This window comes from Rhizobium anhuiense (assembly GCF_003985145.1).
Taxonomy (GTDB): Bacteria; Pseudomonadota; Alphaproteobacteria; order Rhizobiales; family Rhizobiaceae; genus Rhizobium; species Rhizobium anhuiense.
In genome coordinates, this window is record NZ_ML133521.1 from 905,402 (window position 1) to 928,186 (window position 22,785).

Sequence of the window (22,785 nt, forward strand, 5' to 3'; positions counted from 1 at the left end):
TTAGGCCAGGCCGAGGGCTGCGACGGCCATGTCGATCGCCTTGATGCCGATGAAGGGGACGATGATGCCGCCGAGGCCGTAGATCAGCAGGTTGCGCGACAGCAGCGCGCCGGCGCCGATCGGACGGTAGCGAACACCCTTCAGCGACAGCGGGATCAAGGCGATAATGATCAGCGCATTGAAGATGATCGCCGAGAGGATGGCGCTTTGCGGCGTCGAAAGTCCCATGACGTTCAGGATGCCGAGCTGCGGGTAGAAGGTCAGGAACATCGCCGGGATGATGGCGAAGTACTTGGCGATGTCGTTGGCGATCGAAAAGGTCGTCAGCGCGCCGCGCGTCATCAGCAGCTGTTTGCCGATCTCGACGATCTCGATGAGCTTCGTCGGGTCCGAGTCGAGATCGACCATGTTGCCGGCCTCGCGGGCGGCAACCGTGCCGGTGTTCATGGCGACGCCGACGTCGGCCTGGGCAAGGGCCGGCGCATCGTTGGTGCCGTCGCCGCACATGGCGACGAGCTTGCCCTTCGACTGTTCCTCGCGCATCAGCGCCAGCTTCATCTCGGGCGTTGCCTGGGCAAGGAAGTCGTCGACACCGGCTTCGGCGGCGATGGCGGCTGCCGTCAGCGGGTTGTCGCCGGTGATCATCACGGTGCGGATGCCCATGCGGCGGAGTTCCGTGAAGCGCTCGCGGATGCCGCCCTTGACGATATCCTTCAGCTGGATGACGCCGAGCAGCCGGCCGTCGCGGGCGACTGCCAGCGGCGTGCCGCCTGATTTGGCGACCTCGTCTGATATCGATTGCAACTCGCGCATGACTTCGCTGCCGTTCTTCGAAGGTGCGTCGCCGTTGACATAGGCGAGCAGGGCATCGACGGCGCCCTTGCGGATCGAAGAGCCTTCGAGATCGACGCCGCTCATCCTGGTCTGGGCGGTGAAGGGTACGAAGGTGGCCTTGAGGCTTGCCATGTCGCGGCCGCGGATCGCGTATTTTTCCTTGGCGAGCACGACGATGGAGCGGCCTTCCGGCGTTTCGTCGGCAAGCGAGGCAAGCTGGGCGGCATCGGCGAGATCCTGTTCGGAAACGCCGCGAACCGGGCGGAAGGTCGTCGCCTGGCGATTGCCGAGCGTGATCGTGCCGGTCTTGTCGAGCAGCAGCGTGTCGACGTCGCCGGCGGCTTCGACGGCACGGCCGGACATGGCGAGCACGTTGAAACGGACGAGGCGGTCCATGCCGGCAATGCCGATCGCCGACAACAGTGCGCCGATCGTCGTCGGGATCAGCGTCACGAAGAGGGCGACCAGCACGATGATCGGGATTGAGCCGCCGGCATAGATGGCAAAGCTCGGGATCGTCGCCGTCGCAAGCACGAAGATCAGCGTCATGCCGGCGAGCAGGATGTTGAGCGCGATCTCGTTCGGGGTCTTCTGACGCTCGGCACCTTCGACCAGGGCGATCATCCGGTCGAGGAAGGTCGAACCGGCCGCGGCGGTGATGCGCACGCGGATCCAATCGGACAGCACCTGCGTACCGCCTGTGACCGCCGAGCGATCGCCGCCCGATTCGCGAATAACCGGGGCGGATTCGCCTGTTATCGCCGCTTCGTTGACGGAGGCCACGCCTTCGATAACCTCGCCGTCCGACGGGATGATGTCGCCGGCCTCGACGAGCACGACGTCGCCGACCTTGAGGCTGGTGCCCGGCACCATGCGGTAGCCGCTGCCATTATTGGCGGTCAGCAGCTTGGCCTGGGTTTCGGTGCGCGCCTTGCGCAGCGAATCCGCCTGCGCCTTGCCGCGGCCTTCGGCGACGGCTTCGGCGAAATTGGCAAACAGCACGGTGAACCAGAGCCAGAGATTGATCTGGAACGAGAAGCCGAGATTGCCGTTGCCGGCCACAAGATCGCGCAGGAAAAGCACGGTGGTCAGCACCGAAACCGTGGCGACGACAAACATGACCGGATTTCTGGCAAGCGCCCGGGGGTTGAGCTTTTTGAAAGCGGCGCTCACCGCCGGAATGAGGATGCGAGAATCCATGATGCTCGCGGATTTTGCCTGGCTCACAAGAGACTCCAGCTTTGAAACGAGGATGGCGAACCGGAAGCCGGTCAGCCCTGTAGGATTTTGAAGATGGCGGCGATGACGAGGAGGCCTGCCATCATCACCAGGATGATGTCGGAGGCCTGGGGCCCCGGGCCATTCCCGCGTCCCGGCGCACCGGGACGTGGGTGGAAGGCATTGCGAAGCCTCTGACGGAGGATCATGGCATCACCTCAGAAGGTCTGGCCGGCGATCATGACCAGGTGCTCGACGATGGGGCCAAGGGCCAAGGCCGGGAAGAAGGTCAGGCCGCCGACGATCAGGATCGTGCCGACGAGCAGGCCGACGAAGAGCGGACCATCCGTGGGGAAGGTGCCCGCCGAGGCCGGAACCGACTTCTTGGCGATCAGCGAACCGGCAATGGCAAGAGCCGGGATGATGACCAGGAAGCGGCCCATCAGCATGCCGAGGCCAAGGGTGATGTTGTACCAGGGCGTATTGCCGGTCAGGCCGCCGAAAGCCGAGCCGTTGTTGGCCGCAGCCGACGTATAGGCATAGAGGATTTCGGAGAAGCCGTGCGGACCGGAAGTCCCGACCGATGCCACTGCGCTCGGAAGGACGCTTGCGATCGCGGTGAAGACCAGCATGGCGAGCGGCAGGCAGAGGATGGCGAGAACGGCCATCTTCATTTCCTTCGCCTCGATCTTCTTGCCGAGATATTCCGGGGTGCGGCCGACCATCAGGCCGGCGACGAAGACGGCGACGATGATGAAGAGCAGAATGCCGTAAAAACCGGCACCGACGCCGCCGACAATGACTTCGCCGAGCTGCATGTTGATCAGCGGGATGAGGCCGCCAAGGGCGGTGAAGCTGCCGTGCATGGCGTTGACCGCGCCGCAGGAGGCGGCCGTTGTGATGACCGCAAACAGCGAGGATAGGGCGATGCCGAAGCGGACTTCCTTGCCTTCCATATTGCCGCCGCCAAGACCAAAGGCATGCATCAGCGGATTGCCGGCGGCTTCCGCCCAATAGGTGACGGTGACGCCGGCGACGAACAGGACGCCCATCGTGGCGAGGATCGCCCAGCCCTGGCGCTGATTGCCGACCATGCGGCCGAAGACGTTGGTCAAAGCCGCGCCGATCGCGAAGATCGACACCATCTGGATGAGGTTGGAGATCGCATCGGGGTTTTCGAACGGATGGGCCGAATTGGCGTTGAAGAAGCCGCCGCCATTGGTCCCGAGCATCTTGATGGCAAGCTGCGAGGCGACGGGGCCGACGGCGATCGTCTGCTGCGCGCCTTCAAGCGTCGTCGCATTGACGTAGGGGCCAAGCGTCTGCGGCACGCCGAGATAGACATAGACCAGCGTCAGCACGATGCAGATCGGCAACAGCACATAGAAGGTGGCCCTCGTCATATCGACCCAGAAATTGCCGATGGCCTTGCCCGAGGCGCGCGAGAAGGCGCGGATGAAGGCAAGCGCAATGGCAATGCCGGTCGCCGCGGAGACGAAGTTCTGGACGGTGAAGCCGGCCATCTGCGTCAGATAGGACATGGTGCTTTCGCCGCCGTAATTCTGCCAGTTGGTGTTGCTGACGAAGCTGACGGCGGTGTTGAAGGAAAGCTCCGGCGGGACGGCTGCCATGCCGGCCGGATTATAGGGAAGGCCGGCTTGCAGGCGTTGCAGCGCGTAAAGCACGATGACGCCCAGAAGGTTGAACATCAGCATGGCGAAGGCATAGGAGGTCCAATGCTGCTCCTCGCCTTCGCGGGTGCCGGCAATGCGGTAAAGTCCCCGTTCGATCGGAACGAGGACGGGTGAGAGGAGGGTGCGCTCGCCGTTGAAGACACGCGTCATATAGCCGCCGAGCGGTTTGACGAGCACAAGAACGATCCCGCAGTAAAGCAGGATCTGAAGCCATCCGTTGAGGGTCATGGGGTAAACTTTCAATACCCGGCTGCATCTGAGGTCGCGCATGCGCGACCGAGAAGCGCCGGTTCTCTTCAAAAGCGTTCTGGGCGAAGGAGAGCGTAGGTGAGGTAAATGGTGAGAAACACGGTTACGGCACCGCTCAAGACATAGTCGAGGATCATCGTCGGTTCTCCTGTCAAAGCCTGTCGCAGGCTCTGGTATAGGCAAAGCACAGCGCGAAGAATATGATCGGCGTGGCGAGTAGAATGATATCCATCATGATCGTGACTCCTGTTGTTCTTCTTGGAGTCAGACAAGACAAAGGGCGCTATCCGGATTCAGGCCGGATCCAGGGACGTCGCCTTTCATGCTTTCTGGCGTGGAGATGATCTTTTCGATCTCTCGGACATCAATATGGAGCCGAACGGCATAAAGGTTCGAGACGGGCGACGGACCGTCAATATAAAAATCTTATAAATGCCCTTGCGAGGCCGACCGCCATCGGACCAGCGGGCGAGCCGATCCTCGGCTCTGGATCTTTGCTGTGAGCATTTTTTCATTTGTTGAGCAAAAGCCTTCGCAATCCGGTTGAATTGGGACGGCTTCGGGCCTTATAGTCAGCTTCGACGCTGCCCGATGGAGTCATGGGCAAGCCACTAGGGAAGGAAACCGACGATGACCAAAGTCCGCGCGCTTGTCCTCGAGCGCCAGCATGAGCTTGCGCTTCGCGATATCGATCTGCCGCTCGAAACCGGCCCCGGCGAGGTGAAGATCCGGATCCACACCGTTGGTGTCTGCGGTTCGGACGTGCATTATTATACGCACGGCAAGATCGGTCCCTTTATCGTCAACGCGCCGATGGTGCTCGGCCATGAAGCGGCGGGCACGGTGGTCGAGGTTGGGGCCGGCGTCACGCATCTGAAAGTCGGCGACCGCGTCTGCATGGAGCCCGGCATTCCCGATCCGAATTCCAAGGCAAGCCGGCTCGGCCTGTACAATATCGACCCGGCCGTGACCTTCTGGGCGACCCCGCCGATCCACGGCGTGCTGACGCCGGAGGTCGTGCATCCCGCCAATTACACCTTCAAGCTGCCCGACAATGTCAGCTTTGCCGAAGGCGCCATGGTCGAGCCCTTCGCCGTCGGCATGCAGGCGGCAGCCAAGGCGAAGATAACGCCTGGTGATACTGCCGTCGTTCTCGGCGCCGGACCGATCGGCACGATGGTGGCGATCGCCGCGCTTGCCGGCGGCTGCGCCCGGGCGATCGTTGCCGATCTCGCCCAGCCGAAGCTCGATATCGCCGCACAATACCAGGGCGTCATTCCGGTCAATATCCGCGAGCAGAACCTGAGCGAAGAGGTCGGCCGGTTGACCGACGGCTGGGGCGCCGATGTCGTCTTCGAATGCTCCGGTTCGCCGAAGGCCTGGGAGACGATCATGGCGCTGCCGCGCCCGGGCGGCGTCATCGTCGTCGTCGGCCTGCCGGTCAACCCGATCGGCTTCGACGTCTCGACGGCATCCACCAAGGAAATCCGCATCGAGACGGTGTTCCGCTACGCGCATCAGTATGAGCGGTCGATCGCGCTGCTTGGCTCGGGCCGCGTCGACCTGAAGCCGCTGATATCAGAGACCTTCAAATTCGAAGATTCGATCAAGGCGTTCGATCGCGCCGTCGAGGCGCGGCCAAGCGATGTGAAGCTGCAGATCGTGATGGAATAGAGCCAGTCTGCTCCCCAGTCTGCTCCTATGAGTGCCTGGCACTCAGTTTCATCTTGCGAAAGGCAAGCGCCGCGGCTGCGACGACAGCCGCGGCTCCGACTGCGATCAGCAGGTGGCGGTGAAGCGGAAGGTGGCCCAATGTCTGTTGGACGCCATGCCCGAAGAGATAACCGAGCCCCGTGAACAGCTGCCCCCACACCAACGCGGCTGCGGCATTCATGACGACGAATTTTCCGGTCGGAATCCGCGTCGTGCCGATGACGATCGGACTGATTGTCCGCAACCCCACCAGAAAACGAAACGCAAAGATGAAGCCGGTGGGATATCTTTCCAGAAGCCCGGTTGCGCGCGCCAGGGCCGGCTTTTCCATCAGCCGGCGGACAAAGCCCCATTGCGCGGCGTAACGACCGACGAAGAACCATAGTTGATCGCCGGCGAAGGAGCCCGCCGTTGCCGCAAGCGACGCCGCCCCATAAGTCAGCAGCCCGCGATGGGAAATCACGCCTCCGAGAAACGCGGCTGTTTCGCCTTCGAAGGCGGCGCCCAGGAAGATGGCCAGCAGACCGTAATTCTCGATCAGCAGTTCGATAGACACGCAGTCCGCCTCCAGCCGTCCTTGCCCCTGGGTTTCTACCGCTAAACCGGCTTCAAATCCCCAAGCAGGGTCGGGATCAGCTCCGACACCGTCGGATGGATCGGCACCGACCATTGCAATGCGGGATAGGTCGTTCCCGCATTCATCGCATCGATGAGGCCGTGGATCACCTCGTCGCCCTCGATGCCGAGGATCGCCGCGCCGAGGATTTCCTTTGTCTCGGCATCGGCAACCACCTTCATGAAACCCTTGGTCTCGCCGCGTTCATTGGCGCGGCCGACTCGGCTCATCGGCCGGGTCGATACCATGATCTTGCGTCCGGAAGCGCGCGCCTGTTTTTCCGTCATGCCGACGCGGCCGAGCGGCGGGTCGATGTAGAGCGCATAGGCCGGGATGCGGCTCGAGAGCTTGCGGTCGTCGCCATCGAGCAGGTTGGCGGCGGCAATCTCGAAATCATTGTAGGAGGTGTGGGTGAAGGCGCCGTGGCCGTTGCAATCGCCGAGCGCCCAGATGCCCTCGACATTGGTGGCGAGCCTGTCGTCGACGGTGATGAAACCGCGTTGATCGGTAATGACGCCGGCGGCATCGAGGCCGAGATCGTCGGTATTCGGCTTACGGCCGGTGGCGATCAGCACATGGCTCGCATCGATCCTCGCTGAATCGGTGGCGACCGTTATCCCGTCGCTGCTCCTGGCGAAGGCGATGTCGCTGACGCCGGTATGAATGTCGATGCCCTCCGAGCGCAGCACATCGGCGATCGCGTCGGATATATCCTCGTCCTCGCGCGACGCGAGCTTCGGGCCATGCTCGATGACGCTGACCTCGGCGCCGAAGCGGCGATACATCTGCGCGAATTCCAGCCCGATATAACTGCCGCCGATGATGGTGAGATGCCGCGGCACCGTGTCGAGCTGGATGATCGAGGTGCTGGTGAGGTAGTCGATGTCGTCGATGCCCGGCAGCGCGGGGATGACCGGCCGCGCCCCGACGTTGAGGAAGATGCGCGGTGCCGTCAGTGTGTCGCCGTTGACGCTGACGGTCTTCGGGCCTTCGAAACAGGCGTGGCCGTAGACCACCGTCATGCCGTCCATGCCGGCGAGCCAGCCGATCAGGCCGTTGCGGGCATTCATCGTCACCGTTTCGGCGCGAGCCCTGACCACCTTCATGTCGATGGCGATCTCGCCCGGGATATTGACGCCATAGGCGGCACCGGTTCTTGCGACATGGGCGGCGCGGGCGCTGGCGACCAGCGTCTTCGTCGGCATGCAGCCGGCATTGACGCAGGTGCCGCCGAGGAATTTGCGCTCGATCAACGCCACCTTCATGCCCTTTTCGACCATGCGGGCGGCAAGCGATGGACCGGCCTGGCCGGCGCCGATAACGATGGCGTCGAAGCTCTTCATGGCACGGCCGCCACGATCAGTACCGCGCCGATGACGGCGACGGCGTCTTCGATGAGAGCCGCCGGCAGGTCCTTGCCAAACGAGGCGGCAAGCCGGCTACGGGCGGCAGCGCCGCCATATGTGCCGATGACGGCGCCGATCACCCCGGCGATCAGCCCGCCGAAGAGCAGGCTACTGGCGGCGCCGATCGTCGCCCCTGCCAAGGCGCCTGAAACGATGCGGGCGCCGAACTGCATCGGCACCTTGCGCGACGGCGTGGACGGCAGCTGGTCGGCGATCAGTTCGACGATGGCGAGAACCGTGAAGATCCACGGCGTCCATCGGTACCCCATGAAGGCAAGCGGCGTCTGCGACACGTCGAACCAGCCGAGTGCTGCGCCCCAGGCGACGGCGGCCGGTGCGGTCATGGTGCGAAGGCCCGATATGACACCGATCAGCAATGCAAGAAGCAGAAACATGCATGACCCCCTTTTTGCCGGCGCTTGCCGCAATTAAGGAAAGTTGCACATTGTCAGGCGCGTGGCAATTCGCCTTCCCGGCCTAGTTCGCAAAGGCGGCGATGCCGGTGATTGCCCGGCCGATGATCAGTGCGTGGATGTCGTGTGTGCCCTCGTAGGTGTTGACCACTTCGAGGTTGACGAGATGACGGGCGATGCCGAATTCGTCGGAGATGCCGTTGCCGCCGAGCATGTCGCGGGCTGCTCGCGCGATCTCCAGCGCCTTGCCGCAGCTGTTGCGCTTGAGGATCGAGGTCAGTTCCACCGGCGGATGGCCTTCCTCCTTCATGCGGCCGAGCCGCAGGCAGCCCTGAAGGCCGAGCGAGATCTCAGCGGCCATGTCGGCGAGCTTCTTCTGGATCAGCTGGTTGGCGGCAAGCGGCCGGCTGAACTGCTTGCGCTCCAGCGTATATTGCCGTGCTCTCGCATAACAATCCTCGGCCGCGCCGAGCGCGCCCCAGGCGATGCCGAAGCGGGCCGAGTTCAGGCAAGTGAACGGTCCCTTGAGGCCGGTGACGCCAGGCAAAAGGTTTTCCGCGGGCACGAAGACACTGTCCATCACCACTTCGCCTGTTATCGACGCGCGTAGGCCGACCTTGCCGTGGATGGCGGGCGCCGAAAGCCCTTTCCAGCCCTTTTCGAGGATGAAGCCGCGGATGAGCCCATCCTCGGTCTTTGCCCAGACGACGAAGACATCGGCGATCGGCGCGTTGGAGATCCAGGTCTTCGAGCCGGTGAGGCTGTAACCGCCGTCGACCTTTCTGGCGCGCGTCGCCATCGAGCCGGGGTCGGAGCCGTGATCGGGCTCGGTCAGGCCGAAGCAGCCGATCCATTCGCCGGCGGCGAGTTTCGGCAGGTATTTCAGCTTCTGCGCCTGCGACCCGAAGGTTTCGATCGGCACCATCACGAGTGAGGACTGGACGCTCATCATCGAGCGGTAACCGCTATCGACCCGTTCGACCTCGCGGGCGATCAGGCCGTAGGCGACGTAACCGAGGCCGGCGCCGCCGTAGTCGGGAGAGATCGTCGGGCCGAGCAGGCCGAGTTCGCCCATTTCGCGGAAGATTTCGGGATCGGTCTTTTCATGGCGGAAGGCGTCGAGAACCCGGGGCGCCAGCTTTTCCTGCGCATAGGCGTGGGCGGTGTCCTGCACCATGCGCTCTTCACTGGTCAGTTGCTCCACCAGCCGGAATGGATCGGCCCAGTCGAAAACTTCGCGCGTATGCTGCATGGCCGCGTCTCCTCATCCCGGTTCTGGCTTGCCTCGCTTAAGTGGCCATAGACCCGCCAGCCGACCGCGTCAACAGAAGGCGGCAGTCTCGAAAAGACGGGCCGCGCCATCTTTTCAAAAGTCTCGGCATGCTCCACTTTGCCCGCGATCGATTCTGCAACGAGGAGGCGGAAATGTCGTCAAGCGATCTGTTCGTATCGGCCGAAGGCGCCGAATGGGTCAACCCGGAGCCCGGCGTCGTGAGGCGCATTATGACCTATCTGCCCGAGATGATGATGGTGGAAGTGGCCTTCGAAAGCGGCGCCGTCGGGGCTGCCCATTCGCATCCGCATATCCAGGCAAGCTATGTCGCCGAAGGCAGTTTCGAGGTGACGATCGATGGCCGGACCGAAGTCCTGCAGCAGGGTGGCAGCTTCATCGTGCCTCCCAATCTCGTCCACGGCGTCAAGGCCCTGGAAAAGGGCCGGCTGATCGATACGTTCACCCCGCACCGGGCTGAATTCCTGAAATAATCAGCTTTCCCTTGCCCGGCGCGCCGGGCCGGCGGCGGTGACATAGGGCGGCACGAAGCGCGTATCCTCGCCGCGCACCGCCTCGCGCAGGAAATCGATGACGGCGCGCACGCGCGGCGCCTGTTTCAGGTCGCGGTGGCAGGTAATCCAGTAATGGCGCTTGAGGTCGATTTCCTCGGGCAGCACGCGCACCAGTTCGGGATAACGGCTGGCGAAGAAATAGGGCAGGATGCAGAGGCCGAGACCGTTTCTCGTGGCGGTGAGCTGCGCGAAGATGCTGGAGCTCTGGAATTGCGGCTTGATGCGCGGATGCACGTCGCCGAGATAGTCCAGGCCCGGCGCGAAGATCATTTCCTCGATATAGCTGACGAAGGGATGCTCAAGCAGGTCTTCGCGGCAGGTGATCGCAGGCGCCTTCGCCAGATAGTCGCGCGAGCCGTAGATCTGCAGATGGTAGTCGGTCAGTTTCTCGGCGAAATAAGGCCCACCCTTCGGCTCGTCGAGCACGACGGAAAGATCGGCCTCCTTGCGCGACAGCGACATGATCTGCTGGATCGTCACCAGTTCCAGCGACAGATGCGGATGCTGGGCGGCAAACTGCGGCAGCACGGTCGCGAAGAAGAAATTGGCAAAACCTTCTGGCGCGCTGAGGCGCACCAGGCCGCGCTGCGCCATCGAGCCGTCGGCAAGGTCGGCGCGCAGCCGTTCGGTCTCCTGCTCCATCCTTTCGGCCGTCTCGACGAAGCGCGTGCCCATGGCGGTCAGCACATAGCCGCGCGGATTGCGCTCGAACAGCTTGACCTTGAGGGTGAACTCCAGCCGGTCGATGCGGCGCGAGACGGTGGCATGGCTGGAGCGCAGCTGGCGCGCCGCCGTCGACAGCTGTCCGGTGCGGGCGACGGCTAGAAAAAACTGCAGATCGTCCCAAGTAAACTGCGGTGGATTGTTCATCGCGATCCCCTCTGTTCAAAAATGAACAGATACTGTTTGGAATTAGTTGTAAACCACCCGTTGCCTCAGGGCGGAATTTCCGTGATCGTAAGGTGAGGGTCCGTCGTTCTGAGGAGTGCGGCTGGCCAAATTTGAACAGATCCGCAATCTGGCCAATCTCTGGGAGGAGAGAAAATGCGTAAGAATCTTATTGCATCAGTTGCATTTCTGCTTGCGAGCAGCACCGCAGTGCTCGCGCAGAGCGCGACCGACGGCAAGGTCAAGATCGGCATCCTGAACGACCAGTCGGGTGTCTATGCCGATTTCGGCGGCAAGTCCTCCGTCGAAGCCGCCAAGATGGCGGTCGAGGATTTCGGCGGCAAGGTGCTCGATGTGCCGGTTGAGATCGTCGATGCCGACCACCAGAACAAGCCGGATATCGCCTCCAACATCGCCCGCCAGTGGTACGACACCGAGCAGGTGGATGCGATCATGGAACTGACGACTTCGTCGGTGGCGCTCGCCGTGCAGGCGATCGGCAAGGAGAAGAAGAAGATCGATATCGTCACCGGTGCGGCGACGACCGATCTCACCGGCAAGGCCTGCTCGCCTTACGGCTTCCATTGGGCCTACGACACCCATGCGCTCGCCGTCGGCACCGGCGGCGCACTCGTCAAGCAGGGCGGCGACAGCTGGTTCTTCCTGACCGCCGACTATGCTTTCGGCTATTCGCTCGAGCAGCAGACCAGCGATTACGTCAAGGCGAGCGGCGGCAAGGTCGTCGGCGCCGTCCGGCATCCGCTGTCGAGCCAGGACTTCTCGTCCTTCCTGCTGCAGGCGCAATCATCCGGCGCCAAGGTGATCGGCCTTGCCAATGCCGGCCTCGACACCTCGAATGCCATCAAGCAGGCGGCCGAATTCGGCATCACCCAGGGTGGCCAGCATCTGGCGGCGTTGCTGTTCACGCTCGCCGAAGTGCACGGCCTCGGGCTCGAGGCGGCGCAGGGGCTGACGCTGACGGAAGGTTATTACTGGAACCGCGACGACGAGAGCCGCGCCTTCGCCAAGAAGTTCTTCGCCCGCACCGGCAAGATGCCGAACATGATCCATGCCGGCACCTATTCGGCGGTGACGCAATATCTGAAGGCGGTGCAGAAGGCTGGCACCGACGAAACGGAAGCCGTCGCCAAGCAACTGCATGAAATGCCGGTCGATGACGTCTTCGGCCGTGGCGGCACGGTCGGCGCCAACGGCCGCATGATCCACGACATGTACCTGCTGCAGGTCAAGAAGCCGTCCGAAAGCAAGGAGCCGTGGGATTATTTCAACGTGCTCGCCACCATTCCCGGCAAGGAAGCCTATATCGATCCCGCCAAGAGCGGCTGCGATCTGGTGAAGTAAGCACGATGGCGGTTTCCGCAATAGAAACTCAGGTAAAGCCGCGGGTGGTACTCTCCGCCCGCGGCCTGCGCCGCGATTTCGGCGGCTTCACGGCCGTCAAGAATGTCGATCTCGACGTGCATGACGCCAGCGTGCATGCACTCATCGGCCCGAACGGCGCCGGCAAGACCACGGTCTTCAACCTGCTGACCAAGTTCCTGCAGCCGACATCGGGCACGATCACGCTGATGGGCACCGACATCACCGGGACGCCGCCCGACAAGGTGGCGCGGATGGGACTGGTGCGCTCCTTCCAGATCTCGGCGGTCTTTCCACACCTCACCGTTCTCGACAATGTGCGGGTGGCGCTGCAGCGGCCGAACAATCTCTCCACGCAGTTCTGGCGGCCTCTGTCGGCGCTCGACCGGCTGAACGAGTGCGCCGAGCAACTGCTCGCCAGCGTCGGGCTCTCCAAGGAGCGCGATCATATCGCCGCCGATCTTTCCTATGGCCGCAAGCGCGTGCTGGAGATCGCCACCACGCTGGCGCTCGATCCCAAAGTGCTGTTGCTCGACGAGCCGATGGCCGGCATGGGGCTGGAGGATGTCGGCGTCGTTTCATCCATCATCCGCGAGGTTGCCCGCGAGCGCGCGGTGCTGATGGTCGAGCACAATCTCTCCGTCGTCGCCAATATCTGCCAGCACGTCACCGTGCTGCAGCGCGGCGAAATCCTCGCCGAGGGCGACTATGCCACCGTCAGCCAGGACGAGCGCGTCCGCGTGGCTTATATGGGCACGGAGGAGCATTGATGGCCGCTCTCCTCGAAGTCCAGGGGCTCAATGCCTGGTACGGCGAAAGTCACGTCCTGCACGGCGTCGACATGCGGGTGGCCGAAGGCGAGACGATCACCATTCTCGGCCGCAACGGCGTCGGCAAGACGACGACGCTGCGCACCATCACCGGCATCGTCCGCGCCCGCAAGGGCAAGATCAGTTTTGCGGGCAGCGATATGATGCAGGTGCCGCTGCACAAGACGGCGCATCGAGGCATCGGTTTCGTGCCGGAGGAGCGCGGCATCTTCTCGACGCTCACCGTTTCGGAAAACCTGCTGCTGCCGCCTGTCGTGGCAGAGGGCGGCATGACGCTCGACGAAATCTACGAACTCTTCCCCAATCTCTACGAGCGCCGCGGCAGCCCGGGCACCAAGCTTTCCGGCGGCGAGCAGCAGATGCTGGCGATCGCCCGCATCCTGCGTACCGGCGTCAAGCTGCTCATTCTCGATGAGCCGACGGAAGGGCTTGCCCCCGTCATCGTCCAGCGCATCGGTGAGGTGCTGAAGACGTTGAAGGAGCGCGGCATGACGATCCTGCTCGTCGAGCAGAATTTCCGTTTCGCCAGCCGTATTGCCGATCGCTTCTATCTGATGGATCATGGGCAGATGGTGTCGGAATTCCCGGTCGGTGAACTGCCGCAGCGCATGGACACGCTGCACAAGGTTCTGGGAGTGTGACCAGATGATGATGATCTTCGGCATTCCCCTGCAGGCGCTGTTCGGCCAGCTGCTGATCGGCCTGATCAACGGTTCGTTCTATGCGCTGCTCAGCCTCGGCCTCGCCATCATCTTCGGCCTGCTACGGGTGATCAACTTCGCCCATGGTGCGCAATATATGCTCGGCGCCTTCGTCGCCTACCTCTTGCTGACCTATGCCGGCATCGGCTACTGGCCGTCATTGATCGTGGCGCCCGTCATCGTCGGCCTTGCCGGTGCCATCATCGAGCGGCTGTTCCTGCGCCGGCTCTATGATCTCGATCCGCTCTACGGCCTGCTCTTCACCTTCGGGCTGGCGCTCGCGGTCGAGGGCACCTTCCGCTATCTCTACGGCTCTTCCGGCCAGCCCTATGCGACGCCGGCAGCGCTTGCCGGCGGGGCCAATCTCGGCTTCATGTTCCTGCCGATCTATCGCGGCTGGGTGGTCGTCGTCTCGCTCGTCGTCTGCCTCGGCACCTGGCTGCTGATCGAGAAGACCAAGCTCGGCGCCTATCTCAGGGCCGCCACGGAAAACGCCGTGCTGGTGCAGGTGTTCGGCGTCAACGTGCCGGTGCTCTTGACGCTCACCTACGCGCTCGGCGCCGGTCTTGCCGCCTTTGCCGGCGTGCTGGCGGCGCCGATCTACCAGGTCTCGCCGCTGATGGGATCGAACATGATCATCGTCGTCTTCGCCGTGGTCGTCGTCGGCGGCATGGGATCGATCATGGGCGCGATCATCACCGGCTATGTGCTCGGCATCGCCGAGGGTCTGACCAAGGTCTTCTATCCCGAGGCTTCCAACATCGTGATCTTCGTCATCATGGCGATCGTGCTTCTCATCAGGCCCGCGGGCCTCTTCGGACGGGATGCTTGACATGGCTGACATCACCGAAACCATCCGAACGGAAAAAAACCGAACCGCTCTGTCGGTGCAGGCGGGTTTCCTGCTGGCGGGGCTGCTGCTCCTGCTCTTGGCGCCGTTCTTCTTCTATCCGATCTTCCTGATGAAGCTGCTCTGCTTCGCCCTCTTTGCCTGCGCCTTCAACCTGCTGCTCGGCTATACCGGCCTGCTTTCCTTCGGCCATGCCACCTTCTTCGGGGGAGCGGCCTATTTCACCGCCTACACGGTGAAGACATGGGGCCTGCCGCCGGAACTCGGCATTCTGATCGGGGTGGTGGGTGCGGCGTTTCTCGGCCTGGTCATGGGCTTCTTCGCCATCCGCCGCCAGGGCATCTATTTTGCGATGATCACGCTGGCGCTGTCGCAGATGTTCTTCTTCTTCTGCCTGCAGGCGGAGTTCACCGAGGGCGAGGACGGCATCCAGTCCGTGCCGCGGGGCCATCTCTTCGGTTTCATCGATCTGAACAGCTCGACCAACATGTATTATTTCGTGCTGGCTGTTTTCATCATTGGCGTCTTGATCATCTGGCGTTTCATCAACTCACCCTTCGGCATGATCTTGAAATCGATCCGTGAAAACGAGCAGCGGGCGATCTCGCTCGGTTATTCCGTGGCGCGCTACAAGCTCGGCGCCTTCGTCATGTCGGCAGCGCTTGCGGGGCTCGCGGGTGCTGTCAAATCGATTGTCTTCCAGTTCGCAACGCTGACCGACGTTGCCTGGCAGATGTCGGGCGAGGTGATCCTGATGACGCTGCTCGGCGGCATCGGCACGCTGATCGGCCCGCTCTTCGGCGCCGGGTTGGTGGTGGCGCTGGAAAACTACCTGGCCACCTCGGAATTCCCGGTGACGATCATCACCGGCATCGTCTTCATGGTCTGCGTGTTGATCTTCCGCCGCGGCATCATCGGTGAATTCTACGCCTCGCGGCTGGGGCGGAAACTGGGCTTCGTCTATCGCCGCTGAACGGGCGGACCTCTCTTTTTCCAGGAAAGAATCCCTCTTTCCCGGGAAAGGAGACGGGCGGCGGCGCTGCGACTCTTCCTCTCCCCGCGCTGCGGGGAGGGGGAAGCGGCAAGCATCTGGAGTTTCGTGCAGGGCACATGGATCGTTACGACTACATCATCATCGGGGCAGGCAGCGCCGGCTGCGTGCTCGCAAACCGGCTGTCCGCCGATAACAGGAGCCGGGTGCTGCTGCTCGAAGCCGGCGGCAGCGACAACTACCACTGGATCCATATTCCGGTCGGTTATCTCTATTGCATCAACAATCCGCGCACCGACTGGTGCTTCACCACTGCGCCGGAAGCCGGTCTGAATGGCCGGGCGCTGAACTATCCGCGTGGCAAGGTGCTCGGCGGCTGTTCGTCGATCAACGGCATGATCTACATGCGCGGTCAGGCGCGCGACTACGACCTCTGGCGGCAGATGGGCTGCAGCGGCTGGGGCTGGGACGATGTGCTGCCCTTCTTCCGCAAGTCCGAGGATTTTTATCGCGGCGAAGACGAGATGCATGGCGCCGGCGGCGAATGGCGCATCGAGAAGGCGCGTGTGCGCTGGGCCGTGCTCGATGCCTTCCAACAGGCGGCCAGGGAAGCGGGCATCCCGGAGATCGCGGATTTCAACCGCGGCAGCAACGAAGGGTCCGGCTATTTCGACGTCAATCAGCGTTCCGGCATTCGTTGGAACACCTCGAAGGCCTTCCTGCGCCCGGCGATGAAGCGCTCCAACCTGACGGTGCTCACCAAGGCGCAGGTCCGGCGGCTGCTGGTGGAGGAAGGCGCCGTTGCCGGCGTCGAATTCCAGCATCGCGGTGAGGCGAAGCGCGCCTATGCCGCCAAAGAAACCGTCCTTTCAGCCGGTTCGATCGGCTCGCCGCATATCCTGGAACTGTCCGGTATCGGCAGGGGCGAGGTTCTCAGCCAAGCCGGCGTCGATGTCGTCGCGGAAGTGAAGGGTGTCGGCGAGAACCTGCAGGATCATCTGCAGCTGCGTCTCGCCTATAGGGTGACGGGTGTTCCGACGCTGAACGAGAAGGCGACGAAGCTGATCGGCAAGGCGGCGATCGGGCTTGAATATCTCGTGCGCCGCTCCGGGCCGATGGCGATGGCGCCGAGCCAGCTCGGCATCTTCACCCGCTCCGGCCCGGACCGGGAAACGCCGGATCTGCAATATCACGTGCAGCCGGTCTCGCTGGATAAGTTCGGCGATCCCGTCCATCCTTTCCCGGCGATCACCGCGAGCGTCTGTAATCTCCGGCCGGAAAGCCGGGGTTCGGTGCATCTGTCGAGCCCGGATTTTGCCGCCCAGCCGACGATCAGTCCGAAATACCTCTCGACGCAGCGCGATCGTGACATAGCTGTCCGTTCTATACGGTTGACGCGCAAGATCGTCGCGCAGCCTTCCTTTGCCCGTTTCAGGCCGGAAGAATTCAAGCCGGGGCCGAGCTATCAGACGGAGGCCGATCTGGAGCGGGCGGCGGGCGATATCGGGACGACGATCTTCCATCCCGTCGGCACCTGCCGGATGGGCGCCGACAGGGACAGCGTCGTCGATCCCAGGCTGAAATTCCGGGCGCTCGGAAAGCTCAGGATCGCCGACGCCTCGGTGATGCCGTCGATCACCTCGGGCAACACCAATTCGCCGACGATCATGATCGCCGAAAAGGCGGCAGCGATGATCCTCGAAGACAATCGATAGGAGAAGACCATGGCAAGGATCGCATTCATCGGGCTTGGCAACATGGGCGGGCCGATGGCGGCCAATCTGGTCAAATCAGGTCACGAGGTCCTCGGCTTCGATCTCGCGGCGTCGGTGCTGAAGGCGGCCGAGGAGAGCGGGGTCAAGCCGGCTAGCCATGCCAGCCAGGCGGTCAAGGACGCCGACATCGTCATCACCATGCTGCCACAGGGCAAACATGTGCTGACGGCCTGGGCCGATATCCTGCAGTCGGCTGCGCAAGGCACGCTGGTCATCGATTGCTCCACAATCGATGTCGAAAGCAGCCGCAAGGCGCATGAGATGGCCAAGGCCGCCAGCTGCCTGTCGCTCGACGCCCCCGTCTCCGGCGGTACCGGCGGGGCGACCGCCGGCACGCTGACCTTCATGGCCGGCGGCGCGGAAGAGGCCTTCACCAAGGCAAAGCCGATCCTGGAGGCGATGGGAAAGAAGATCGTCCATTGCGGTGAGGCCGGCGCCGGCCAGGCGGCGAAGATCTGCAACAACATGATCCTCGGCATTTCGATGATCGGCGTCTGCGAGGGTTTCGTGCTTGCCGAGAAGCTCGGGCTTTCGCATCAGGCACTGTTCGACGTCGCCTCGACCTCGTCGGGCCAATGCTGGTCGCTCAATACCTATTGCCCGGTTCCGGGGCCGGTGCCGACCTCGCCCGCGAACAACGGCTATAAGCCGGGCTTTGCCGCGGCTTTGATGCTGAAGGATCTGAGACTCTCCCAGGAAGCGGCGCTGACGAGCGGCGCTTCCACGCCACTCGGCGCGGAAGCAGCACAGCTTTTTGCGCTCTTCGAGAAGCTGGGCAATGGCGGAAAGGATTTTTCCGCGATCATTGAGATGTTTCGCGAGAAGGCTTAGGCACCGCGGTCAATCAATCCTTCGACACCGAGAAGCTGAGCCTGGCGTCACCGAGCAGGATGTCGATGTCGCCGGGTTCGGTCAGTTCGATCGCGCCGCTCAACGTGCCCGTCGTGATGAGCGCGCCTGCCTTCAGCGATGTCTCGGGGCGCAAACCGTCATTGGCGTAATCGATCAGCCAGGTGAGAACGTCGCCCTTCGGATGCTGCGCCGGGCCATCATAGATCGTGCGGCCGGCATGGGTGACCTTGAGCGGCGTTCCGCCGACGGTGTCGACGACGCTTTTTTCGAGCGTCGGACCGAGCACATAGCCGCTATTGCCGAGGCGGTCGGCGACGAACAGCAGAAACGAAACGCTGCCGCTCTCGCTGACGGCGCTGACCAGCAGCTCGGCGCCGAGATGGACAGCGGAGATCGCCCCGACCACTTCGGTGCGGCTGTAGGCTGTGCCCGCGCGGATCGGCAGGTCGCTGCCGAGGCGCACCGCGATCTCGGTCTCGAATTTCAGGCCCGGATACCAGGGAATATCAGCGCCCGAAACGGCTTCGGCATAGGGATGCAGCGGAGCAGCGACCGCTTGGCCCTGCGGCGAGACCGTCACCTTCCAGGCATTGCTGGAAACGCCGTCTGCGGCGGCCAGCAAATTCTGCACCTCCATCGCCTGATGCAGATCGGCTGGCAGCGCGAAAGTGCTCGTTGCCTCCTGGTGACCGGCCTGGTGCAGGCCGTGAAGCCTGGCTGCAAGGGCGCGCGGATCGAATGTCTCTGTCATGCTATCTCCTCGACCTGATTTTCGAGGTGCACACTAACCACAAGACAGGGATGAACAAGGTCCGTTCTTGGAAAAGCTCCTATTTCGTCGCCGCGTACCAGTGGGTGCGATAGGCGGCCAGACCCGGGATATCGGTCGGCGGAATATGCGTTTCGGCACCCGACGCCGGCCGGATGCCGGTCAGAAGGGCCGCCCCCTGGCTGGTGCCGGTCGAGCCCGGAAGGGCCATGACTTCACGACCGGTTAGGGCGGCGAGCAGCTTGAGATAGGTGCCATTCAGGGCAAAAGGCCCTTCGACGATAACCGGGCCTTTGGCGCCGATCAGACCGAGGCAGGCATCGGTCATCAAAGCGAGATAGAGGCAGGCAGTTGCATAGCGCTGCTCGCGGCTTGCCTCTTCGGCGCCGATCCAGCGGCTTGCCTTTCCCGGAAAAGGCCCGGAACCGGCGGCGATATTCGGCAAGAGCATCATGCCCTTGTCGATGACCGGGCCGATTGCGGCCTGGACGGCCTTTTCGTCGACTGGGCCGATTTCGGCAGAAAGGATCTCGAATTCCCGGCCGCCCATGAAACGCGACGAGGGGACGGCCCGGCCATAGGCATCGACATTGGCGAGCGCATCGCGGTTGGGGTCGAGATGGTCGAGATCGCCGCCGACGCCGAAATTGATCACCCATGTGCCGGTGGAGACGACGGCGAAGGGCGCCTCCCGATGGACCAGATGCGGCAGCAGCGAGGCATTTGAATCGTGAATGCCGCAATAGACCGGCACGGGTGCGGCAAGGCCGAGTTCTGCGGCGATCTCGGGCAGGACCGGGCCGAGCGCATCGAAGGCGGAGCGGATCGGCGCCATCAGGTCGCGGATCCCGAGCCTGTCGACGAGTGAGGAATAGCTGCCGACTCTCGGGTTCCACAGATCGGTATGGCAGCCGAGCGAGGTCAGCTCATTGGCGGCAACACCCGTCAACCGCGCCGTCCAATATTGCGCATAGGTGAGGATGGTCGCAGCTTTAGCGAATTCCTCGGGAAAGGCGGTCTTCTGGTAGTGCAGCTGCGCGCCGACATTGAGGCCCATCGCAAGGCGCGGCGAGAAGGTTTCGTCGAAGGAGGGACGCAACGCCGTATAGGCATCGCGGATCTCCTGCGGATATTCGTGCTCGTAGTCGATAACAGGCATGGCAAGCGCGCCGTCCCGGGCAAGGAGTGCTGCGGAAGCACCATGGGTGGTGATCGAAATGGCGTCGAAGCCCGGCTCACGCGCAAGGCTCTTCAGCGCATCGAGGGCGAAGGACCAGAGCGCCTCTATATCGTAGTGCGGATAGAGACCGGTTTTGATCGCGATGTTCGGCCGCTTCAGCACGGCGATTTCGGCGCCGGTCTCGCTGTCGAGCACGACGACCTTGGCATTGGTCTTGCCGATGTCGAGGACGGCGATGCGGTGATAGGAGGGGGCGTTCATGGCATATGGAAGAGGGTGACGAGGTCGCTTTGCACGGGCGAATTATCCGGATTCGTCGCCATGATATCGGCCATATGGGCCCACCATTTCTTCATCACAGGGTGGTCCGGCAGGCTCGCCATCGTATGGTCGGCCGGCCGCGTCAGCACGCCGAACAGCGTGTTGGTCTCGCGGTCGAGATGGATGGAATAGTCGCTGGCGCCGGACTTGTGCAGGAGATCGACCAGTTCCGGCCAGATCTCGTCATGCCGCCTGCGGTATTCGGCTTCCATGCCGGGATGGAGCTGCATCTTGAAGGCGTGTTTTTCTGCTGTCATCGGGAACTCATGAGCTTGACGCGGCGGGCGATGATCGGGATGGCGATGGTGATGATCAGAAGCAGGCCGATGAAGATCGACATGACGATGCCGGGCACGTTCAAGAGGCCGAGGCCGAAGGTGACGAGGCCCATGACGAAGGCGGCGATGACGACGCCACCGATCGTGCCGGAGCCACCGAGGATCGAGATACCGCCGAGCACGACCATGGTGACGACTTCGAGTTCCCAGCCCTGGGCGATCGACGGCCGGGTCGAGCCGAGGCGCGAGGTCAGGCAGACGGCGGCGACGCCGCTCATGACGCCGGTCAGCAGGAAGAGGATGAATTTGACGCGCTCGACCGGGATGCCGGAGAAGCGGGCGGCGAAGTCGTTATTGCCGATCGCATAGACCTGCCGGCCGAAATTCGTCGCATGCAAGAGGATGGCGAAGAGGATCGCCAGCACGATGAAGAGCACGAATTCGAAGGAGAACACCCAGACGACATAACCCTGGCCGAAATAGGCAAAATCGGCCGGGTATTTGCCATAGGCCTGGTCGCCGAGCACGATATAGGAAATGCCGCGGAACAGGCTCATCGTGCCGATGGTGACGACGATCGACGGCAGTTTCAGCACCGAGACCAGCACGCCGTTGAAGGTGCCGCAGGCAAGACCGGTGCCGATGCCAATCGCGACCAGGCCCGGCGTGCCGATCCCGACTTGCGCCGCCGCGCCCATCGCCGTCGAGGCGAGCGCGATGATCGCGGCGACCGAGAGGTCGATTTCGCCAGCGATGACCAGCAGTGCCATGGCGAAGGCGATCATCGCCTTTTCGGTAAAGTTGAAGGTGGCGTCCGAAAGGTTCCAGGCATCGAGGAAATAGGGCGAGGCCAAGGAATTGAAGATGAAGATCAGGACGGCGACCGCAAAGAGCAGCACTTCCCAGCTTGCAAGGATGCGGCGGAAGGGTGTGCCGAGGCGGTCGGGAATGACCCGCTTTTCATGTGTGGACACGGTGCTCATGCTGCTGCCTCCGTTCTGACCTCGGCTGCCGCGCGGTCGCGCAGGATGATGCGGCCGCGGTTGCGCTCGCGCCGAGCATTGAAGGCGACGGCGAGAATGATGACGGTTCCGGAGATCGCCATCTGCGTGAAGGGTGAAATGCCGATCACCGGCAGCGCATTCTTGATGACGCCGAGGAAAAGTGCGCCGAGCACGGTGCCGGCGACCGACCCGACACCGCCGGCAATCGAGATGCCGCCGATGACGCAGGCCGCGACGCTGTCGAGTTCGAAGCCGTTGGCGATATCGACATAGGCGACGGCGTAACGCGATACCCAGAGATAGCTCGCCAGGCCGGCGAGCGCGCCCGACAGGACGAAGGCGAGGAATTTCGTCCAGCCCGTATCGATGCCGGCATAGACGGCCGCGGTCGGATTGCCGCCGGTCGCATAGGCCGAGCGGCCAAACTGGGTATATCGGAGCAGGACATACATCAGGAGCACGATAACGATCCCCACCCAGCCGAGGACGGGCAGGCCGAGGATCGGCGTGCGCGGCACCGACAGGAAGACCGGCGTCATCTGATGGGCGTTGACCCAAGCCCCACCCGACAGCACGAAGGCCATGCCGCGATAGATGGTGAGCGTGCCAAGCGTGACGACGATCGGCGGAATTTCGAGCGCCCAGACAAGAAAGCCGTTGATGGCGCCGAGGCAGGCGCCAATGACGATCGCGGCAAGGATGAGCAGGACGAGCGGCAGGTCGGGATAGGCGGCATTCATCATCGCGATCGCCATGCCGGTGAAGGCGAGGTTGGCGGCAACCGACAGGTCGATCGATTTTGTCAGGATGACCGTCATCTGCGCCAGCGCCAGGATGATCAGGATGGAGGTATCGTTGAAAATGCCGGCGAGATTCTCCGGCGTTGCGAAATCGGCAGCGCGCGTCGAAAAGATCGCGATCATCACGACGATGATGGCGAAGAGCAGGGTTTCGCGTTTTCTGATCAGTCTTGCCATG

23 protein-coding genes are annotated in these 22,785 nt (G+C 62.9%); 9 read left to right on the top strand and 14 right to left on the bottom strand.

The window, feature by feature from the left end; all coding sequences use genetic code 11:
- The 4 genes from kdpB to EEQ99_RS04425 all read right to left on the bottom strand — a co-directional run bounded on the left by kdpB (window position 1) and on the right by EEQ99_RS04425 (window position 4,132).
- Window positions 1-2,061, bottom strand: a complete 2,061-nt coding sequence (gene kdpB, locus EEQ99_RS04415) for a potassium-transporting ATPase subunit KdpB (protein ID WP_028755698.1) — start codon at window positions 2,059-2,061, stop codon at window positions 1-3.
- A gap of 44 nt (window positions 2,062-2,105) precedes the next feature.
- Window positions 2,106-2,261, bottom strand: a complete 156-nt coding sequence (locus EEQ99_RS34460; RefSeq protein ID WP_164735899.1) for a hypothetical protein — start codon at window positions 2,259-2,261, stop codon at window positions 2,106-2,108.
- A gap of 9 nt (window positions 2,262-2,270) precedes the next feature.
- Window positions 2,271-3,974 carry a potassium-transporting ATPase subunit KdpA gene (gene kdpA, locus EEQ99_RS04420; protein WP_127430055.1) on the bottom strand — a complete coding sequence of 568 codons (1,704 nt, stop codon included), beginning with the start codon at window positions 3,972-3,974 and terminating at the stop codon, window positions 2,271-2,273.
- Window positions 3,975-4,042: 68 nt separating this feature from the next.
- A complete protein-coding gene (locus tag EEQ99_RS04425) occupies window positions 4,043-4,132 on the bottom strand; it encodes a K(+)-transporting ATPase subunit F (RefSeq protein ID WP_047614909.1) in 90 nt (29 codons plus the stop codon).
- A 493-nt stretch (window positions 4,133-4,625) separates the two neighbouring features.
- On the opposite strand from EEQ99_RS04425, the gene EEQ99_RS04435 reads away from it, so the two are divergent.
- Complete coding sequence (locus EEQ99_RS04435) at window positions 4,626-5,669, top strand: NAD(P)-dependent alcohol dehydrogenase (protein WP_028755700.1); 1,044 nt, start codon at window positions 4,626-4,628, stop codon at window positions 5,667-5,669.
- A gap of 25 nt (window positions 5,670-5,694) precedes the next feature.
- Here EEQ99_RS04435 and EEQ99_RS04440 read toward each other — a convergent pair whose 3' ends face one another.
- From EEQ99_RS04440 to EEQ99_RS04455, 4 genes are all read right to left on the bottom strand, one after another.
- Window positions 5,695-6,264, bottom strand: coding sequence for a DedA family protein (locus EEQ99_RS04440; protein WP_028755701.1), 570 nt, complete (start codon window positions 6,262-6,264; stop codon window positions 5,695-5,697).
- A 41-nt stretch (window positions 6,265-6,305) separates the two neighbouring features.
- Window positions 6,306-7,667, bottom strand: coding sequence for an FAD-containing oxidoreductase (locus EEQ99_RS04445; RefSeq protein WP_028755702.1), 1,362 nt, complete (start codon window positions 7,665-7,667; stop codon window positions 6,306-6,308).
- Entirely contained in the window at window positions 7,664-8,125 is a 462-nt protein-coding gene (locus EEQ99_RS04450) for a DUF4126 family protein (RefSeq protein WP_047612945.1), read from the bottom strand. The genes EEQ99_RS04445 and EEQ99_RS04450 overlap by 4 nt, the downstream gene beginning before the upstream one ends.
- An 82-nt stretch (window positions 8,126-8,207) precedes the next feature.
- Window positions 8,208-9,395 (bottom strand): acyl-CoA dehydrogenase, encoded by a 1,188-nt coding sequence (locus tag EEQ99_RS04455; protein ID WP_028755704.1) that lies wholly within the window; start codon window positions 9,393-9,395, stop codon window positions 8,208-8,210.
- 173 nt (window positions 9,396-9,568) lie between these two features.
- Here EEQ99_RS04455 and EEQ99_RS04460 point away from each other — a divergent pair, with 173 nt between their 5' ends.
- Entirely contained in the window at window positions 9,569-9,907 is a 339-nt protein-coding gene (locus tag EEQ99_RS04460; RefSeq protein WP_028755705.1) for a cupin domain-containing protein, read from the top strand.
- On the opposite strand, the gene EEQ99_RS04465 is transcribed toward EEQ99_RS04460, so the two are convergent.
- Window positions 9,908-10,858: a LysR family transcriptional regulator gene (locus EEQ99_RS04465; protein WP_047614914.1), complete on the bottom strand. Its 951-nt coding sequence runs from the start codon at window positions 10,856-10,858 to the stop codon at window positions 9,908-9,910. It lies immediately after the preceding gene.
- 174 nt (window positions 10,859-11,032) lie between these two features.
- Between EEQ99_RS04465 and EEQ99_RS04470 the strand changes: the two genes are divergently transcribed.
- From EEQ99_RS04470 to mmsB, 7 genes are all read left to right on the top strand, one after another.
- On the top strand, window positions 11,033-12,238 hold the full coding sequence (locus EEQ99_RS04470; protein ID WP_028755707.1) for an ABC transporter substrate-binding protein: 1,206 nt from the start codon (window positions 11,033-11,035) through the stop codon (window positions 12,236-12,238).
- Between the two features lie 5 nt (window positions 12,239-12,243).
- Window positions 12,244-13,026, top strand: coding sequence for an ABC transporter ATP-binding protein (locus EEQ99_RS04475; RefSeq protein ID WP_028755708.1), 783 nt, complete (start codon window positions 12,244-12,246; stop codon window positions 13,024-13,026).
- Entirely contained in the window at window positions 13,026-13,727 is a 702-nt protein-coding gene (locus tag EEQ99_RS04480) for an ABC transporter ATP-binding protein (protein ID WP_028755709.1), read from the top strand. Before EEQ99_RS04475 ends, EEQ99_RS04480 begins: the two co-directional genes overlap by 1 nt.
- Window positions 13,728-13,731: 4 nt before the next feature.
- The gene (locus EEQ99_RS04485; protein WP_028755710.1) at window positions 13,732-14,619 is read left to right on the top strand and encodes a branched-chain amino acid ABC transporter permease; all 888 of its coding nucleotides are present in this window, start codon (window positions 13,732-13,734) and stop codon (window positions 14,617-14,619) included.
- 1 nt (window position 14,620) lies between these two features.
- Entirely contained in the window at window positions 14,621-15,610 is a 990-nt protein-coding gene (locus tag EEQ99_RS04490) for a branched-chain amino acid ABC transporter permease (RefSeq protein ID WP_028755711.1), read from the top strand.
- A 137-nt stretch (window positions 15,611-15,747) separates the two neighbouring features.
- The gene (locus tag EEQ99_RS04495; RefSeq protein ID WP_028755712.1) at window positions 15,748-17,343 is read left to right on the top strand and encodes a GMC family oxidoreductase; all 1,596 of its coding nucleotides are present in this window, start codon (window positions 15,748-15,750) and stop codon (window positions 17,341-17,343) included.
- A gap of 9 nt (window positions 17,344-17,352) precedes the next feature.
- On the top strand, window positions 17,353-18,234 hold the full coding sequence (gene mmsB / locus EEQ99_RS04500) for a 3-hydroxyisobutyrate dehydrogenase (protein WP_028755713.1): 882 nt from the start codon (window positions 17,353-17,355) through the stop codon (window positions 18,232-18,234).
- Between the two features lie 13 nt (window positions 18,235-18,247).
- Here the strand turns inward: mmsB and EEQ99_RS04505 are convergent, their stop codons facing one another.
- From EEQ99_RS04505 to EEQ99_RS04525, 5 genes are all read right to left on the bottom strand, one after another.
- The gene (locus EEQ99_RS04505; RefSeq protein WP_028755714.1) at window positions 18,248-19,006 is read right to left on the bottom strand and encodes a fumarylacetoacetate hydrolase family protein; all 759 of its coding nucleotides are present in this window, start codon (window positions 19,004-19,006) and stop codon (window positions 18,248-18,250) included.
- Between the two features lie 79 nt (window positions 19,007-19,085).
- A complete protein-coding gene (locus tag EEQ99_RS04510) occupies window positions 19,086-20,465 on the bottom strand; it encodes an FGGY-family carbohydrate kinase (protein ID WP_127430056.1) in 1,380 nt (459 codons plus the stop codon).
- Window positions 20,462-20,782: an L-rhamnose mutarotase gene (rhaM, locus tag EEQ99_RS04515; RefSeq protein WP_028755716.1), complete on the bottom strand. Its 321-nt coding sequence runs from the start codon at window positions 20,780-20,782 to the stop codon at window positions 20,462-20,464. The genes EEQ99_RS04510 and rhaM overlap by 4 nt, the downstream gene beginning before the upstream one ends.
- Complete coding sequence (locus EEQ99_RS04520) at window positions 20,779-21,786, bottom strand: ABC transporter permease (protein WP_028755717.1); 1,008 nt, start codon at window positions 21,784-21,786, stop codon at window positions 20,779-20,781. The genes rhaM and EEQ99_RS04520 overlap by 4 nt, the downstream gene beginning before the upstream one ends.
- Window positions 21,783-22,784, bottom strand: coding sequence for an ABC transporter permease (locus EEQ99_RS04525; protein ID WP_028755718.1), 1,002 nt, complete (start codon window positions 22,782-22,784; stop codon window positions 21,783-21,785). Before EEQ99_RS04525 ends, EEQ99_RS04520 begins: the two co-directional genes overlap by 4 nt.
- Between the last annotated feature and the right edge of the window lies 1 nt (window position 22,785).